This is a genomic window from Lysinibacillus sp. 54212 (genome assembly GCF_036662795.1).
Classification (GTDB): domain Bacteria; phylum Bacillota; class Bacilli; order Bacillales_A; family Planococcaceae; genus Lysinibacillus_B.
In genome coordinates, this window is the sequence record NZ_JBAFWZ010000004.1 from 120,438 (window position 1) to 135,958 (window position 15,521).

The 15,521-nt window shown below is 38.5% G+C and carries 16 protein-coding genes; all 16 read right to left on the reverse strand.

The genetic code is table 11. From position 1 onward, the window contains the following. Positions 1 to 42: 42 nt before the first annotated feature. Positions 43 to 1,185 (reverse strand): CapA family protein, encoded by a 1,143-nt coding sequence (locus V4T18_RS04370; RefSeq protein ID WP_332646916.1) that lies wholly within the window; start codon positions 1,183 to 1,185, stop codon positions 43 to 45. Positions 1,186 to 1,729: 544 nt separating this feature from the next. Then, positions 1,730 to 2,833, reverse strand: a complete 1,104-nt coding sequence (locus tag V4T18_RS04375; protein ID WP_332646917.1) for an ABC transporter permease — start codon at positions 2,831 to 2,833, stop codon at positions 1,730 to 1,732. Next, entirely contained in the window at positions 2,830 to 4,083 is a 1,254-nt protein-coding gene (locus V4T18_RS04380) for an ABC transporter permease (protein WP_332646919.1), read from the reverse strand. The genes V4T18_RS04375 and V4T18_RS04380 overlap by 4 nt, the downstream gene beginning before the upstream one ends. Positions 4,084 to 4,095: 12 nt before the next feature. Beyond that, complete coding sequence (locus V4T18_RS04385; RefSeq protein ID WP_332646920.1) at positions 4,096 to 5,028, reverse strand: ABC transporter ATP-binding protein; 933 nt, start codon at positions 5,026 to 5,028, stop codon at positions 4,096 to 4,098. A gap of 91 nt (positions 5,029 to 5,119) precedes the next feature. Continuing rightward, positions 5,120 to 5,764, reverse strand: coding sequence for a response regulator transcription factor (locus V4T18_RS04390; RefSeq protein WP_332646922.1), 645 nt, complete (start codon positions 5,762 to 5,764; stop codon positions 5,120 to 5,122). After that, the gene (locus tag V4T18_RS04395) at positions 5,765 to 6,859 is read right to left on the reverse strand and encodes a sensor histidine kinase (protein ID WP_332646924.1); all 1,095 of its coding nucleotides are present in this window, start codon (positions 6,857 to 6,859) and stop codon (positions 5,765 to 5,767) included. It lies immediately after the preceding gene. 101 nt (positions 6,860 to 6,960) lie between these two features. Next, a complete protein-coding gene (gene era / locus V4T18_RS04400; RefSeq protein ID WP_332646926.1) occupies positions 6,961 to 7,881 on the reverse strand; it encodes a GTPase Era in 921 nt (306 codons plus the stop codon). Continuing rightward, a complete protein-coding gene (locus V4T18_RS04405; protein WP_332646928.1) occupies positions 7,862 to 8,275 on the reverse strand; it encodes a cytidine deaminase in 414 nt (137 codons plus the stop codon). The genes era and V4T18_RS04405 overlap by 20 nt, the downstream gene beginning before the upstream one ends. Before the next feature lie 24 nt (positions 8,276 to 8,299). Next, positions 8,300 to 8,650, reverse strand: a complete 351-nt coding sequence (locus V4T18_RS04410; RefSeq protein ID WP_332646929.1) for a diacylglycerol kinase family protein — start codon at positions 8,648 to 8,650, stop codon at positions 8,300 to 8,302. Continuing rightward, the gene (gene ybeY, locus V4T18_RS04415) at positions 8,637 to 9,122 is read right to left on the reverse strand and encodes an rRNA maturation RNase YbeY (RefSeq protein ID WP_332646931.1); all 486 of its coding nucleotides are present in this window, start codon (positions 9,120 to 9,122) and stop codon (positions 8,637 to 8,639) included. The genes V4T18_RS04410 and ybeY overlap by 14 nt, the downstream gene beginning before the upstream one ends. 9 nt (positions 9,123 to 9,131) lie before the next feature. Then, a complete protein-coding gene (locus tag V4T18_RS04420) occupies positions 9,132 to 11,249 on the reverse strand; it encodes an HD family phosphohydrolase (RefSeq protein ID WP_332646933.1) in 2,118 nt (705 codons plus the stop codon). Between the two features lie 399 nt (positions 11,250 to 11,648). Further along, on the reverse strand, positions 11,649 to 12,608 hold the full coding sequence (locus V4T18_RS04425) for a PhoH family protein (RefSeq protein WP_332646934.1): 960 nt from the start codon (positions 12,606 to 12,608) through the stop codon (positions 11,649 to 11,651). A 2-nt stretch (positions 12,609 to 12,610) separates the two neighbouring features. Then, positions 12,611 to 13,711, reverse strand: a complete 1,101-nt coding sequence (locus V4T18_RS04430) for a sporulation protein YqfD (protein WP_332646936.1) — start codon at positions 13,709 to 13,711, stop codon at positions 12,611 to 12,613. Further along, the gene (locus tag V4T18_RS04435) at positions 13,704 to 13,943 is read right to left on the reverse strand and encodes a hypothetical protein (protein WP_332646938.1); all 240 of its coding nucleotides are present in this window, start codon (positions 13,941 to 13,943) and stop codon (positions 13,704 to 13,706) included. The genes V4T18_RS04430 and V4T18_RS04435 overlap by 8 nt, the downstream gene beginning before the upstream one ends. A 49-nt stretch (positions 13,944 to 13,992) precedes the next feature. Next, complete coding sequence (locus V4T18_RS04440; protein WP_332646940.1) at positions 13,993 to 14,469, reverse strand: hypothetical protein; 477 nt, start codon at positions 14,467 to 14,469, stop codon at positions 13,993 to 13,995. A 40-nt stretch (positions 14,470 to 14,509) separates the two neighbouring features. Next, positions 14,510 to 15,508, reverse strand: coding sequence for a flotillin-like protein FloA (gene floA / locus V4T18_RS04445; protein ID WP_332646942.1), 999 nt, complete (start codon positions 15,506 to 15,508; stop codon positions 14,510 to 14,512). Positions 15,509 to 15,521 lie beyond the last annotated feature (13 nt).

A 15,521-nucleotide genomic window follows, 5' to 3' on the forward strand; every position in this document is an offset into this window, starting at 1 on the left:
GAGAAACCTACTTCTCGCTTGAGAATAGTAAATATTCCGGGCTTATTGAACGACTATACCTTCACCTAAAACATCCTTCACCCATTGTAGATTTTGCGTAGCACGCCCTTCTACTTCTGCTAAAGGATAGACTCTATATTTACCATCTTCATCTAAGAGCATTGCTGTAGCATGTAATGTTGGATTGCTGATAAGGATTTCTTCGCCTTCTTTCGTAATGTTAAGGCTTCCAATTCCCCCTACCATAGAGTCGGTAGATGTAATCGTAGTAGAGAAATAATTACCTAAAGAATAAAATACGTGCGTTTCCTTACCGACACTATTTGTAAGCTTGCTATATGGCTGTAGAACATGTGGATGAGTACCAAAAAGAATATCTGCTCCTGCTTCATTTACAGCCTGAGCTAATTGCCGCTGTGATTCAGCCTCCTGTGTTGTAAATTCAGGACCCCAGTGAAGATGAACAACCGTAACATCGGCTTTGTCCTTCATTGCTTTAATATCACTTACGATCCTTGCCTCATCGATATAATTAATAATAAACGGAGATTCTTCAGGCAAGTACAAGCCATTCGTACCGTACGTATAACTAATAATTCCGATTGAAATGCCTTTTACCTCAATAATTCTATCCGTAAGCGCGTCCTCCTCCGATTGATAAGCCCCGACATACGGCAACCCGTATTGCTCGATATTTTCAAAAACGGTTCGAACACCAGACTCTCCTTTATCAACGATATGATTATTCGCGATGTTAATCATATCAACACCAGACCCTTTCAAATCACGAATAATATATTCTGGACTAGAAAATTGCGGATAACCACTAACCGGAAACTTATTGCCAACAGGGGGCGATTCCTGATTAGCGATTAAATAATCATACGATTCCATTACGGATTTCATCGGTTCAAAGGAACTCATAAACTCATCGTAAACAGCCAGCCTTTTATGGAGTAGCACATCACCTAGCATCGCCAGTGTAATCGTCTCCTTTGTTACGACCTCTTTAGGCTCTGGATTGGGGTTCTCTAGTGGTTTATTATTTACCTTTATAGATTCCTGTTGATTATCCCTCTGCTCATCGGCCTTATAATATTCCGTTCCCATGTTATACAATACAATCGATATTGTAATTAGACTAAAAATTAACAGTCCAATTAAAATTTTGTTATTCCTACTCACCTTACTCACCTCTTCTTGTTGGAATTATTATAATACTAATTATTAACAATTTATACATTATTATTACTATTAACCATAACTTGTAGTTGATTTCCGTTGCGCCACCGTGCTTTCCTGGGGGCGTCCGATGAGCCTCCTCACTGCGTTGCGGGGTCTCATCTGTGACGCTAATCCCCAAGGAGTCACGCTGGCTCCACTTCAATCAATAAACGTTTCATTTAAAGTTTTATTAATTTTTAGCACACGTAACTTAGAGCGGCGAGTGTAGCTGACCTCTACGCCTTTCATTATAGAGCAATGTTTTGTGCGACGAAAGGGCAGCGACAGAAGCACCTTGCGACGAGGAGGCTCAGTGCTTCGCACGCAGAAAGCGACCGCTCGGAGTGCAGTGTGCGGTGAATAAGTAGCAATTCCGACTTATGGTGTTGATACATTCTTATGATAATTATTGCAAAACTAATACAGGAAGGAAACATCAAAAAAAGCCTGCTATCTAATCGTATAGATAGCAAGCCGTACATTTTGATGATTGTAGCCTTACAATTTATTCTTTATTTTTCTCTAGTACATTTATGCCAATCCCCATTAATATTACAGTTAAAAACAATAGTAAACTTAGTGGCTGCAATATTTGAGTCAACTCCCCACCATTTATCGTTACACCCTTTAATATTTCTAAGCCGTAAGTAATTGGTGAAATATAAGATAAAGCGAGTATAACTTTTGAAGTAACAATTTCTAATGGCCAATAGGCGCCACCAAGCATAGCAAATGGAACAGCAATAACCGTCATTACGGCATTAAACTTACCAGGCGTATTCGTAATGGATGCCACAAAAATTGACAAGGCAACGATACAAAGTAAATACGGAATGACCGCTACTAAGCTTAGTAAAAATCCTCCATAAAAGTCGACATCCACTATAAAGTAAAAAATACTAAACACGAGCACGACTTGCAAATAACCCAATAAGAATGTATAAGCTAAATTTGCCACGTAAATTTCAGCTTTGTGAATCGTCGAAACAATTAATCGATTCCAAATCCCATTTCTACGCTCCATCACAATATGATTGACGCCATTTGCGATCGTATATATGACCATAAATAGTGTAAATCCAAATAAACTATGAAGCTTACCATCCCATTTAAAATCGTCTTCTTTTTGGAAGTTGGTATACTGGATAAGAAACGATGGAGAAGATTTCGATCTAACAAGAATCGATGTAATTTGCTCCTTTTGCTCTTCCGGGAATGATTGAAGGATCGCCTCATGTTGGAGCATTTCATTATAGATGATATTTAACTCATTTTGTAGCAGTGTAGCATTCATAAAATCCAAAGAAACAAGAAGCTCATAGTTTGACTCCTGCAAAAAGAGCGCTACATCAACTTCCCCAGAATCTACTCTTTCCTTTGCTTCCTTTTTAGAATACAGGGTGAATTCATAATTAACGAGCCCATCCAATTTATTTACTATCTTTTCAGTTGTCGTCTCATCCAATGCTGAATGAACAGCGACAGGTTGTTTTGCCTCTTGCCCAATTCCCATAAAGTAAGCAAATAAACATATAATTAGTGTTATTGCAATGAAGGCACCTGGCTTTCTTGCCAACAATAAAAATTTTGTTTTTAATATATTCATCATACGATTCCACCTCTCTTCGGAAACATTAGAAAGGCGGTACTAAAGATAATGATAGCTAAGCTAGCTAAAGTCCAAATATGCGGGGTAATTTCCGCAATACCCCCACCTTGCTGTAGTGTTAAAAAGCTTTGCAGGGCGGCCCCATTCGGTGTCAGATTACCAATTTTCGCTAACATCGGAGCGAAGCTATTCAAATTAAAGAAGCTCCCCCCAAAAAAGGCTAGAATTGCGACAAAGGATGAGCCGAAAACATTAGACGCTTCTGGTGAATTGAATCGATAATTGATGGCAGAAAGCAATGCAGCAATACTACCTACAACAACTGCTATCATAAATGTGACAAGTAAATACAACGGCCAAGGATCGTATGATATATCGAATAGAATATGAGCAAAAGCGAATAAAATCGGCATTTGAACCAGTGCTAGTAGAACTGTGGAAACGATAATAGATAGTAAATATACTACTGGATTTATATTAGCTAGTAGGATTCGATCAAAAATATGGCTTTGTTTTTCTAAAAATGCCATCCCAGCCATTGTGCTTGCCCAGTACAAAATAAACATAACACTCATACTGAACGTATAGTACGCACTTGTTGATACTGGCTCATGCTGATTAATTGTTTTGACAGACGACGTAAAATCGGCAGTAGGTAATTGAAAGCTATCCCCAATAAATCCGTTTGAAGCAAGTGCTGTCATCATGGTAAATTGTGTTTGATAAGCATCTAGTATATTTTTGACAACAGTCGACGTAAGCTGCTTATTTTCATTTAAATACACGTTAAAATCCGGTTTCTCCCCTTCGCCAAACAGCGAATTCAAGTATTGCTTTGTAAATCCTTTCGGTATTTCTATAATTGCACCGTAATCCCCTTTTTCGCGCGCTTGGTCTAGCTCGCTCGGGTCAATTTGCGTGACATGGATAAATTGTTGTATTTCTTCATCCTTAAGTAACCGCTCTGTTAGATTGGATATCGGTAGCGAATTACGAAGACCCTGCTCCGTTTTCTTATCGATTCTTATTAAATTTGCTTCCTGAAGAAACTTTTGAAACTCCTCTTCCTCATCCTCATGCTGAACAACCGCTACATCGATCTCTATCGTTACGTTACTGCCATCAATTAGAGATCCTAGTGCAAAGCCAATAATGGAAATGAGTGCGATCGGCATTACTAAAAGAATTAGCAGCTCCTGAGGGCTACGCCAGATTAATGTGATTTCTTTACGAATTAGTGAAAAAAACATCGGTTCTCCCCCCTAATTCCTTAATGCGCGCCCAGTTAGATGTAGGAATACATCTTCGAGACTAGGCTCTTCAATATGAAAGCTTTTTAACGTAACGCTATGCTCTTCACAGAGGGGTAAAAGGATCGGAATAAAATCCGTATTTTTCGCTACATTAAATGAAATATGAGATTCTTTTACTCTAATATTTGATAAAACGCTGTGCTTCGTTAGTGCTTGCACAAATTCATTTGAATGCTGCTCTAGCTTGAGTACGATTGTTTTTTCTGAGGATAGGATCGCCTTAATTTCTTCCTTTGTTCCAGCGGCGATAATCCTACCTTGATCCATAATATAAATACGATCACATAATTCCTCGACCTCTTCCATATAGTGACTCGTATAAATAATCGCTGTATATGCTTTTTTATTTAAGGTCATAACTGCCTCTAATATGTGATTTCTCGACTGTGGATCGATCCCCACAGTTGGTTCATCCATAATTAAATATTCTGGCTCATGAAGTAAGGCTACCCCAATATTTAGGCGTCTTTTCATTCCCCCAGAATAATGCTTCACAAGCTTTTTATGTTCATTCGCTAAGCCTATTTGCTTTAAAATTTCGTGGATTCTTTCTTTCAAAACATTAGTTGGAATCTTATAGATTTTCCCGAAAAACTCCAAATTTTCTCGTGCAGTAAGCTCGTCGTATAAGGCAATATCTTGCGGGACGACACCTAACACCTTTCTAAGCGCACTCGGATTTTTCAACATGCTCCGATGCTTCAGCAGCACATCTCCACTTGTTGGACTAATTAATGTCGACAGCATTGCAATGGTTGTCGATTTTCCCGCTCCATTGGGTCCTAGTAGCCCAACTATTTCACCCGGCTCTATATAAAAATTCACTTCATCTACAGCACGAACTTTTTTAAAGTTTTTCGTCAAATTGATCACTTCAATCATTCAAACTACCCCCTTTCCTCTATAGAATATCAATTTCAAATACGTTCAACGTCTAGCTAGCGTCATAAAGCGATGTGACTGAGGTCATGTTTTATACGATTCCATTTCGTACGGCGTAAATAGCTAATTGTGTTCGGTCTCTTAAATCTAGCTCTCCTAGAATACTTGTAATATGATTTTTTACTGTCCCGATAGATAAAAATAAGGTAGCGGCTATTTCCTTATTGGTTTTTCCCTCACCAATCAGCTTTAAAATATCCAGCTCCCTGTCTGTTAACTGTAGTAGGTGCTCTTGTTGGATTTGTAAGGGGCTCTTGTGCAATAGTTTCGGCATTAGCTTCGCAGCAACACCTTCCTGAATCACCATACCTCCTTCTAGTACACTATGAATCCCCGCTAATAGCTTTGCAGGTTCAGATGACTTAACTAGAAAACCACTGGCTCCATCCTTTAATGTTTCGTATGCATACTCTTCGTCATCAAAGGTTGTTAAGATGAGTATTTTCATCTTTGGAAAACGGCTTCGAATACGCTTAGTTGCTTCTATTCCATTCATTCCTGGCATGCGAATATCCATTACGATCAGATCGACATGGAATTTTTCTAGCGATTCTAATGCCTCAACACCATCACTTGCCTCTGCTACTATTTGCAGCGTTTCGTCCTGCTCAATAATCATTTTTAGTCCATTGCGAACAATAGACTGATCTTCAACAAGCAAAATTTGATAGGCCATTTATTGTTCTCCCTTCATTGGAAAAGATCCTCTAACAATAAATTGGTGATCGATTCGATTTACTCGAAGCACCCCACCGATCTCTTGTAGTCTCTCCTCCATATTTTTCAGTCCAAACCCAATATAGGAGGGGGTCTGAGTAAGCGATTTATTCTTTACTATGAAAAGTATATTTTGTAATGAATCCTTTCCTAATGTAATGTCAACTTCCTTTGAATCACTATATTTCATTGCATTTGTTAAGCATTCCTGTAAAACACGGTACAAAACAATGCTTTGGTTATTCGAAATAGGCAGAGATAAGACACCTTTTTCAATTGTGAATCGGATATGTAATCGACTTTCAGTTTCAAGCTTTCGAATTAATTGCAGCACAGATTGTAAACCATAGGATTCACTCGATTTTAACTGCCTTACAGCATATCTTGTTTCATCCAAGCTTTTTCGTGCCACGCTTTTTATCTCTTCTAATTCTGGCGAGCTGTTTTTGATAGACAGCATTTCAACTTGCATTAGCAGGGATGTTAGATTATGCCCCACCGAATCATGCATATCACGGGCAATTTTTGTTCGTTCCTCAACACGAGCTAGTTGATCCCGCTCTAAGGATAGACGCTTAAGCTCTCTGTACTGTCCTAATAATTCCTCATATAGTATTCTATTTTCGAGGTAGGCTCCTATATAGTAACGTAACGTCAATGAAGACACGGCAAGGGCTACTAATAAAAGCAATCCGTAAAATGGCATGAGCTTCAGCACCACAGTAAAACTAGCTAGAGCAATATTTAAGATAACTAATATGTAATATGATTTAGCGTTTAGAATGTAAGCTCCTTCAATAAGGATAAAGGCAACCAATGGCAGCATATACATGATGTCTAGCGATAAAAACGGGCACGTAAAAAGGACAATTGATATAATCGAATAACTAATAATCCGTGTTTTATTCATAAGGGGCGTAATAAAATATAAACATAAAATAATTGCTAAAGAAAAAAACGCCGCTGTTTTAGATGCTTCCGTCAAGTATGTATGGGTTATAATCGTGATGATGATTATGAATAAAGCAGGAAATTTAATACTAATATTTTTCATGTGGTCACTCCAATCTCTAACCTTTATTTACATTTTATAATAACATTCGTAATATTTGTAAAAGAAAAAGCAGATGTAACATTTGCTACATCTGCTTCCTATTAATATTCGTCGTCTCGGAATCCGAAATCACGAAGATGCGTTTGTTTATTTCGCCAATCCTTTTGCACCTTTACCCATAGCTCTAAATATACCTTTGAGCCAAGTAGCATTTCGATATCTTTACGCGCTAGTGTGCCAACTTCCTTCAGTAAGGCCCCGCGCTTTCCGATCACGATGCCCTTTTGTGAATCTCGCTCAACCATAATTGTCGCTTGTACGCGAATCATATTTTCATTTTCTTCATCACGCTTAATTCTATCAATTACAACAGCGATAGAGTGAGGAATTTCTTCACGAGTTAAATGTAACACCTTCTCACGAATCAGCTCCGAAATAATAAAACGCTCTGGATGATCCGTTACTTGATCTGCTGGGTAATATTGTGGCCCCTCAGGTAAATATTTTTCAATAGTAGCTAATAAATTTTCTACATTATTCCCCTGAAGTGCTGAAATCGGTACTATTTCTGCAAATGGGAAACGATCCTTATAGTCTGAAATAATATCGATAAGCTCATCTGGGTGCACTGTGTCAATTTTATTAATGACTAAAAATACAGGTGTTTTATTGCCCTCTAGCATTTCTAAAATAAACTCGTCACCCTTGCCAAGTCGTTGCTCCGCATTGACCATAAACATAATAATGTCGACTTCACGCAACGTATTTTTTGCCACTTTTAGCATAAATTCACCTAGCTTATGCTTTGGCTTGTGAATGCCTGGTGTATCGATGAAAATCATTTGTGATGCATCTTGCGTTAAAACACCTTGCACCTTATTTCGTGTTGTTTGTGGTTTATCGGACATAATCGCAATTTTTTGTCCGATAACACGGTTTAAAAACGTAGATTTCCCTACGTTTGGACGACCAATAATCGAGATAAAGCCCGATTTAAAGCCGTTATTGTTTTCTAGCTGCATATTCTAAGTCCTCCGGTGTGAATGCGCCTGGTAATAGCTCACCCACTGTTGTTTCTTGTACATCGCCCTTTAAATTTGTTAGGAATACTGGCATATCTGGCGAGCAAAACTCTACCATCACTTGACGGCAAGCTCCACACGGCGAGCACGGGCGATCCGTGTCTGCTACTACTGCCAATGCCGTAAATTTTGTTACACCTTCTGATACTGCTTTAAAAAATGCCGTACGCTCTGCACAGTTTGTCATGCTGTAGCCTGCATTTTCGATATTACAGCCGTGATACACTGTACCGTCCTCTGCTAAAAGCGCTGCCCCTACTGGGAACTTTGAATACGGTACATACGCTTTTTCACGCGCTATTTTTGATTGTTGGAGTAATTGATCTTTCTCCACCTCAAACACTCCTCTCTCCTTAATCTAAAGCCATTTTGGTAAAAAAATGAGTAATCCGATTATAACACTACAAACAGCAAAAACAAGTACCGCGCCCGCTGCAACATCTTTTGCGTCTTTAGCAAGCGGGTGGATTTCTGGTGAAGCGAGGTCGACTACTCGTTCAATAGCTGTATTGACCATTTCTGTACCAATAACAAGTGCCATTAGAAGTGTAAGTATCAGCCATTCTGTTATAGATAAGCCTGTTAGCAAGCCTGCCACAATCACAACAACCATACTCACTAAATGAAAACGCATATTTTGTTCTTTCGATGCTGTCCATATGCCGGTTAGAGCATAGCTAAATGATTTAATAAATTTACGAATGTCCATTGTCCCTTTTTAAGCCGAATGTTGCTAATATTTCATCCTGTTTACCGAACATTTCTTTTTCATCTTCTTCTGTCATGTGGTCGTATCCTAGTAAGTGTAAGAAGCCATGCACGGCTAAAAATCCTAGCTCGCGCTCAAAAGAATGCCCATATTCCTCGGCTTGCTCCTTTGTTCGATCTGTTGAAATAATAATATCTCCTAAAATTCGTGGAATTCCTTCGCCAATTATTTGTACTTCCCCTTCACCAAGTTCTTCTAGTGCAAAGGAAATCACATCTGTTGGCTGGTCCTTATCACGATATTCACGATTAATTTCGTGAATCGCGTCATTTGTTACAAACGTAATGGAAACTTCTGAGCCCTCTTCAATATTTTCTATCTTTGCTGCATGTTGCAGAAGTTGATTAACGAGTGTAATATGCTCTTCCTTCACTTCGTTTGTCTCATCCAAAAAATCAATATTTAAATGCATTTTTTCCTCCTATGCCTTTTCATCTGGATACTCTATTCGCGAATGAAAAATACCATTTAATGTTTTACATAATACATCCTCTATTTTTTTCAATTCCTTTAGCGACACATCACATTCATCGAACTGATCATCCTTCACACGGTCTTGAATTATAGATTGAATGAGCTTTTGAATTTTTTCTGCATTCGGTGCCTTCATGGAACGAACAGCCGCCTCAACACTATCAGCAATACTAATAATTGCTGCCTCCTTTGTTTGCGGCTTTGGTCCTGGATAACGGAACTGCGCTTCATCAAGCTCCTTGCCCTCTTCTCTCGCTTTATGCAGGAAGAATTTCAGCAGACTTGTACCATGATGCTGAAGCGCAATATCAATAATTTCCTGTGGCATTTTATGCTTGCGTAGCATCTCTGCACCATCAGTCGTATGTGCAATAATAATCTCAGCACTTGATTCTGGTGGAAGTGAATCATGTGGATTGATTCCAGACATTTGATTCTCAATAAAGAATGCGGGTCTTCGCGTCTTTCCAACATCATGATAATAACAGCCCACACGTGCAAGCAGTCCGTCTGCCCCAATTGCCTCACATGCTGCCTCTGCTAAGTTTGCTACCATTACACTATGATGATATGTGCCTGGCGCTTCCGTTAGAATTTTCTTTAGTAACGGATGATTCGGATTTGACAGTTCAATTAAACGCATTGTCGAAAGGATTCCGAACATCGACTCAAAAAATGGCAGGAGACCCATCGTTAAAGCTCCTGATAAAATACCAGAAATGACTGCCGCTCCAACATAAAATGAGATTTCTGCTAATCCATAGCCAGACTGCGTCATTAGTAAATAAAAGGTAATAAACATTAAATTAATAACTGTAATAACACCACTTGCTTGTAGTAAATGAGCTCGCTTTTCTACACTTCGCATGAAAAATAGGGAAGCAAAGCCACCAAATAAAATATAGAGAGCAATATCCATTTGGAGAATAGCCGCATAGCTTTCTTGGAACATAAGTCCTGCCGATGCTGAACAAAGCAAAGTAACGACAATCGCGGCACGGTCATTTGCTAGTAGCCTTACTAGCATTGTTGCCATAGCTGTAGGATAAATAAACGCAACCATCACATCAAAATCTTGAGCTACAATACTTGTTAGCTTCATAATGAAAAGAGATGCGATATAAATAATAACTGTCACAAGCAGCCCATTACGCTTTATAGAGAGCTTTGACTTAGAACGATCAAATAACATAAAAATAAAGGACATTTGTAAAAAGATAAGGATGATCAACCCAACAACTGGTTTTAAAGACGATTGGTTATCTATTAAACCTAGTAGCTGAAGCTGACGATAGATTTCTTGTTCTACCATTTCCCCTTCTTGCACAATAATCTGCCCTTGTAATATTTTTGTAGGCTCGACTGCCTCAATTGCTTGTTTTTTCGCTAATTCAGTCTTTTCTACATTGACCTTCTCATTTTCCACAATTGCAGTGCGTCCAATAACAGTGGCTGTTTCTTCTAGGGATTGGGGTACTTTTTCATTCATTTTAATGATATTTTCAATGCTTTTCTGTTGTTCTTCTACCTCAGCTTTGCGGATTGGCTCCTGCAACATAACCTTAACTGATTGAGCTACAAAATCTCGTGTCAATAATAAATCTTCTGAAGGTGTATTGATTAATTGTAGAAGCTGTCCATCTGTTAGCTTAAAGTTATCTTGACTCTCATAGACATCCTTTAGCTTCTTTTGTATAATTTGTAGCTCATCAGATTTTGTTAACTTTTCATCTTTTTGAATTTCTTCTTGTGCCTCGATGGCCAAATCAAATATTAAGGAAACAAAAGAGGTCCGCTGTTGTGCAATTTCCGTATTGTAATCATAGATTGGCTGGATAGCCTCACCTGCCGCCTCTCGTTCCCTCTCTGTTTTCTCCGTGTCCTCCACAGTTTTTGCCGCACGAATCGTTTCTGGTGCTAAACTGCCCATTGATATATCATATGTAACGCCCTTCACATTATCAAGCATTAATAAGAACTGAACGGATGCTGTGATTAGGAGGACAATCATTAAAAATGAACGAAATCCAATGACATCTATGAATCGCTTTATTTGTTTCCTCATGTAGCACCTCCACTTATGCATAACTTTATTTTACCAATAGATTAGTATAATTTCATGGAAAAAGTAAAATCCATTAGTATTTTATTAATTGGGAATCATTTGACCTTCTCTTTAGTATTTTTAGTAGGTGTACGTATAAAATTGTTAGCAGGAGTGATTACTAAACATTTCATACTCGTACGGAAACTACATTAGTATAAAGAGTTGATCATTACTATTCATTGAACCGCCTTCTATATGATTTGACGATTATGGATAAAAATTGTTACAAATAACTAATGACTTTCTATCATGACACTTTGTATGTTTCTTCCATTTTACTATTCCAGTCTCATTGCCTCAAGTTAAAAAATGTAAAAAAAGCATTAAGGTTGCCCCTTAATGCTTTCAATTTAAATTTTATAGCTCCTGTTCCGTATACGCTTGTATTACTTTCGCCACTAACGGATGACGAACAACATCGCCCTGTTCAAGAATTTGGAAGTGTATATCCTTTACATATTTTAATGTACGCTCTGCAATAATAAGCCCTGACTCCGTGTTTTTTGGAAGGTCAATTTGTGTTTTATCTCCTGTAATGACCATCTTAGAGCCAAAGCCTAAACGCGTTAAAAACATCTTCATTTGCTGGTGTGTCGTATTTTGTGCCTCATCTAAAATAACAAATGCATCATCTAATGTACGACCACGCATATATGCTAATGGTGCAATTTCAATCGTGCCTCGCTCGATCAGGCGCTGCGTTTGCTCTGCTCCATAAATATCATGTAAGGCGTCATATAGTGGTCGTAGGTAAGGGTCTACCTTTTCCTTTAAATCACCTGGTAAAAACCCTAATGATTCTCCTGCTTCAACTGCTGGTCGCGTTAAAATAATGCGTTTAACATGACCATTTTTTAATGCTTGTGTTGCCATTACAACAGCTAAGTATGTTTTCCCTGTACCAGCTGGACCGATTCCAAAAACTAAATCTCTATGGCGAATGGCCTTTATGTATTCGCGCTGTCCAATTGTTTTTGCACGAATTGGCTTCCCCTTTGTATTACGAGCAATTTCTTCATCGTATAGCTCTGAAAAATATTCGATCGTTCCTTTACCAACCATTTCAATAGCTGTTGCAACATCGCGTTGATCTATATTAATTCCTTTACGGATTACTTGCAGGAGGGCCTGTAACACATCCGCGGCACATTGCTTATGCTGTTCATCCTCACCGGCAATTTGGATCACTCCACCGCGTGTAATAATGTGTACATCGAATGTTTCTTCAATTAATTTAAGGTTAGCATCAGACATTCCTAGTAGCATTACTGCTTCATTAGGATTGTCCACAATAAGTTCTGACATTTTTTCCGACATGATCATTCTCCTTGATAAATAGGTTGTGGTGTTGCGATATTTTCATTTACCAAAAATAGGACTTGCCCTTTTACTGTATCATTATCAAAAGTAACGTGCAAAAGGTTTTCTTTTTTGATTGTTGTTTTTGGCGGGAGGCTTTGTAAGATTTTTGTGTGTAATAGCGGCATAATATAGGACTCTACATCCTCCTCGGATAATACTTTAGACTTCTTAGCATATTTTTGTATTTTTGATATTTGAATATAATCTTCTAACCATTTCGGTAGTGCCAATTCCTGTAAAGAATCCTCATTCTTTTTATTAAAGGAAAGTTTCCATGCACTTTCTGTTGTTGAATAATATGTTACATTTCTCTTTATAATAAAGGACGTTTCGAGCCAGTAATCAGCAAACACCTCGCCGACTGCCCCGACGACAACTGAATTATCCCCATTCTCAATAATTCCCGATACTAAAGTATCTCCCTTATAGACGGTCGTATTCACGTCAACTTTTCGCACACCGCTCGTAAGTAAATAATGGGTAACTATTCCACTATTGCGTGCTATCAAATGAGAGGGTGTTTGCTCAACCTTCGTTTCATTAATAGGTGCTAATTGTAGTTTCAACCCGATATCACTGCCGTTTTTCAAAAAATGCACCCAAGATAGCTCTGGAAATTGTGCCATTAATTTTTGACGAATTGTATAATCTGATTGCAAATCACGCTTTAATAACGGCGTTTTTATTTCTAGCTCATCTTTTAAATAATTTTCTGCTGCATAATTTAGCTCTGGCGTTGCACCCTTTATATGAAATTTCCAAACAAATTGCGAGCCTAAGACAGGAAGTAAAATAAAGAGTAACAACCCGATATATGTTACGAAGTATGGCTGTAAAATTGCTTCGTCATTTAATGATCGTAACGTAATTTTTAACCGGTATTTTCGTCTACCCGCCTTGAGATGCTTTAAATGCTGTCGGGCGACAGAAAACGTCATGTTGCCGTCTTGCATACGTAAATCTGTCATATTGACGTTATGCTTATGTAAATAATGAATAAAAGCGCCCTGCTTTGCATGAGGTCCAACACTTACACGAATTTTACGATTATCAGTCATCCGACGCATCCTTTATAGTTAGTCTTTGAATCCTTTTCATACTAATAATAAAGCTTTGTTCAGCTAAGTATTCCACGATAATCTCTTCCCCTTCGACTTGTAGCTCCCAGTTGCCCAGCTTACAATTGAAGGCTTCATCTGTAATGTGTAGTACTTCATACTTTCCACTCCAACGAATTTTATTGTAGGCTATCCATTCAAGAAATGGCGTAGGCGACAATAATTGTCTCATGAAAAAACCCCCTTTTCACAGTGTATGCATGTGTAAAAGGGGGCATGTATTATTTATGCTGTTTCGCTTTTGGAGGACCTAAGATCTCTGATGTTATAATCGCCTGGACGAGCTGCTCCCTTGAATTCGGGACAGCAAACGAAGCATTTCGTTTCTCCTCAAGCTTTTTCAGAAGCGGGCGACCAGCAGCTAGCTCTGGACGATTAGACTTGCGCTCCTGAACACGTTTTAGTAATTCTTTTTCAACAGCTTGTTCTGCTTTTTCAAAAACAGGCACAGTGGGTTGAACAGATTTTTGAACTACCTCTTTGGGCGATGGAGTTTTCTCATTTAATTGATCAAAAACTTCATTCGCAAAGTCTTCTAATGATTTCCTAGTCGGGCGAACCGATTTCGGAGCCGGTTCATTAGCATCGGGAATTTCCTGTTGACCAAATGGAGGCATTGGCTTTTGTTCTTTTTTCTTATCTTTATTAAGCAGAGAACTAATAATAAAGATAACGATCATCATAATAATTCCTTCCATTCAGTTCACACTCCCTTCTTTATTCACAAATTTCACGGTCTTATTTATCTTTTGAATCTGGCTTATCTTGCGATACTTTTGCTATTGAATCACGCATTGAAGTATCTGCTTGGATATTTTTATAATTCATATAGTCCATAATACCGAAGTTACCAGAGCGTAGGGCTTCTGACATTGCCATCGGTACTTCAGCCTCTGCTTCAACTACCTTCGCCTTCATCTCTTGTACTTTTGCAATCATTTCCTGCTCTTTTGCTACCGCCATAGCACGACGCTCTTCCGCCTTTGCTTGGGCAATGTTTTTATCCGCCTCTGCTTGCTCGATTTGCAGCTCGGCACCGATATTTTTACCAACATCAACATCCGCAATATCAATCGATAGGATTTCAAAGGCTGTACCACTATCTAAACCTTTAGCTAGCACTGTTTGTGAAATCATATCTGGATTTTCTAATACTTTTGCATGCGTATCAACAGAACCGATAGTAGATACAATCCCTTCACCTACACGTGCGATGATTGTTTCCTCACCTGCACCACCAACTAAGCGATCAATATTTGCTCGAACAGTAATACGTGCTTTTGCTTTTACCTCGATACCATTGATTGCTACACCAGAGATAAATGGTGTTTCAATTACTTTTGGATTAACTGACATTTGTACTGCTTCTAGTACGTCACGACCAGCTAAATCGATTGCTGCACAGCGCTCAAACGTTAATTCAATATTGGCACGATGCGCTGCGATTAATGCGTTAATTACGCGGTCAACATTACCACCTGCTAAATAGTGAGACTCTAACTGATTAATTGTCACATCTAACCCTGCTTTATGCGCCTTGATTAAAGGGTTTACGATACGTGACGGAATTACGCGACGTAAGCGCATCCCGATTAATGTGAAAATACTAACACGAACACCCGCTGCAAGAGCACTAATCCATAGTGCAACTGGTACGAATGTAAAGAATACGGCTAATACAATGAAGATTACTACAATTGTAATAATCAAGCTAATTGCTGCTGCATCAAACACCATAGTTTTATTCCTC

Excerpts from the sequence above, each read along its gene's own strand:
- V4T18_RS04375 (WP_332646917.1), bottom strand. The coding sequence starts at position 2,833 with ATGATGAATATATTAAAAACAAAATTTTTATTGTTGGCAAGAAAGCCA.
- V4T18_RS04380 (WP_332646919.1), bottom strand. The coding sequence starts at position 4,083 with ATGTTTTTTTCACTAATTCGTAAAGAAATCACATTAATCTGGCGTAGC.
- V4T18_RS04385 (WP_332646920.1), bottom strand. The coding sequence starts at position 5,028 with ATGATTGAAGTGATCAATTTGACGAAAAACTTTAAAAAAGTTCGTGCT.
- V4T18_RS04390 (WP_332646922.1), bottom strand. The coding sequence starts at position 5,764 with ATGGCCTATCAAATTTTGCTTGTTGAAGATCAGTCTATTGTTCGCAAT.
- V4T18_RS04395 (WP_332646924.1), bottom strand. The coding sequence starts at position 6,859 with ATGAAAAATATTAGTATTAAATTTCCTGCTTTATTCATAATCATCATC.
- era (WP_332646926.1), bottom strand. The coding sequence starts at position 7,881 with ATGCAGCTAGAAAACAATAACGGCTTTAAATCGGGCTTTATCTCGATT.
- V4T18_RS04410 (WP_332646929.1), bottom strand. The coding sequence starts at position 8,650 with ATGGACATTCGTAAATTTATTAAATCATTTAGCTATGCTCTAACCGGC.
- ybeY (WP_332646931.1), bottom strand. The coding sequence starts at position 9,122 with ATGCATTTAAATATTGATTTTTTGGATGAGACAAACGAAGTGAAGGAA.
- V4T18_RS04420 (WP_332646933.1), bottom strand. The coding sequence starts at position 11,249 with ATGAGGAAACAAATAAAGCGATTCATAGATGTCATTGGATTTCGTTCA.
- V4T18_RS04425 (WP_332646934.1), bottom strand. The coding sequence starts at position 12,608 with ATGTCGGAAAAAATGTCAGAACTTATTGTGGACAATCCTAATGAAGCA.
- V4T18_RS04430 (WP_332646936.1), bottom strand. The coding sequence starts at position 13,711 with ATGACTGATAATCGTAAAATTCGTGTAAGTGTTGGACCTCATGCAAAG.
- V4T18_RS04435 (WP_332646938.1), bottom strand. The coding sequence starts at position 13,943 with ATGAGACAATTATTGTCGCCTACGCCATTTCTTGAATGGATAGCCTAC.
- V4T18_RS04440 (WP_332646940.1), bottom strand. The coding sequence starts at position 14,469 with ATGGAAGGAATTATTATGATGATCGTTATCTTTATTATTAGTTCTCTG.
- floA (WP_332646942.1), bottom strand. The coding sequence starts at position 15,508 with ATGGTGTTTGATGCAGCAGCAATTAGCTTGATTATTACAATTGTAGTA.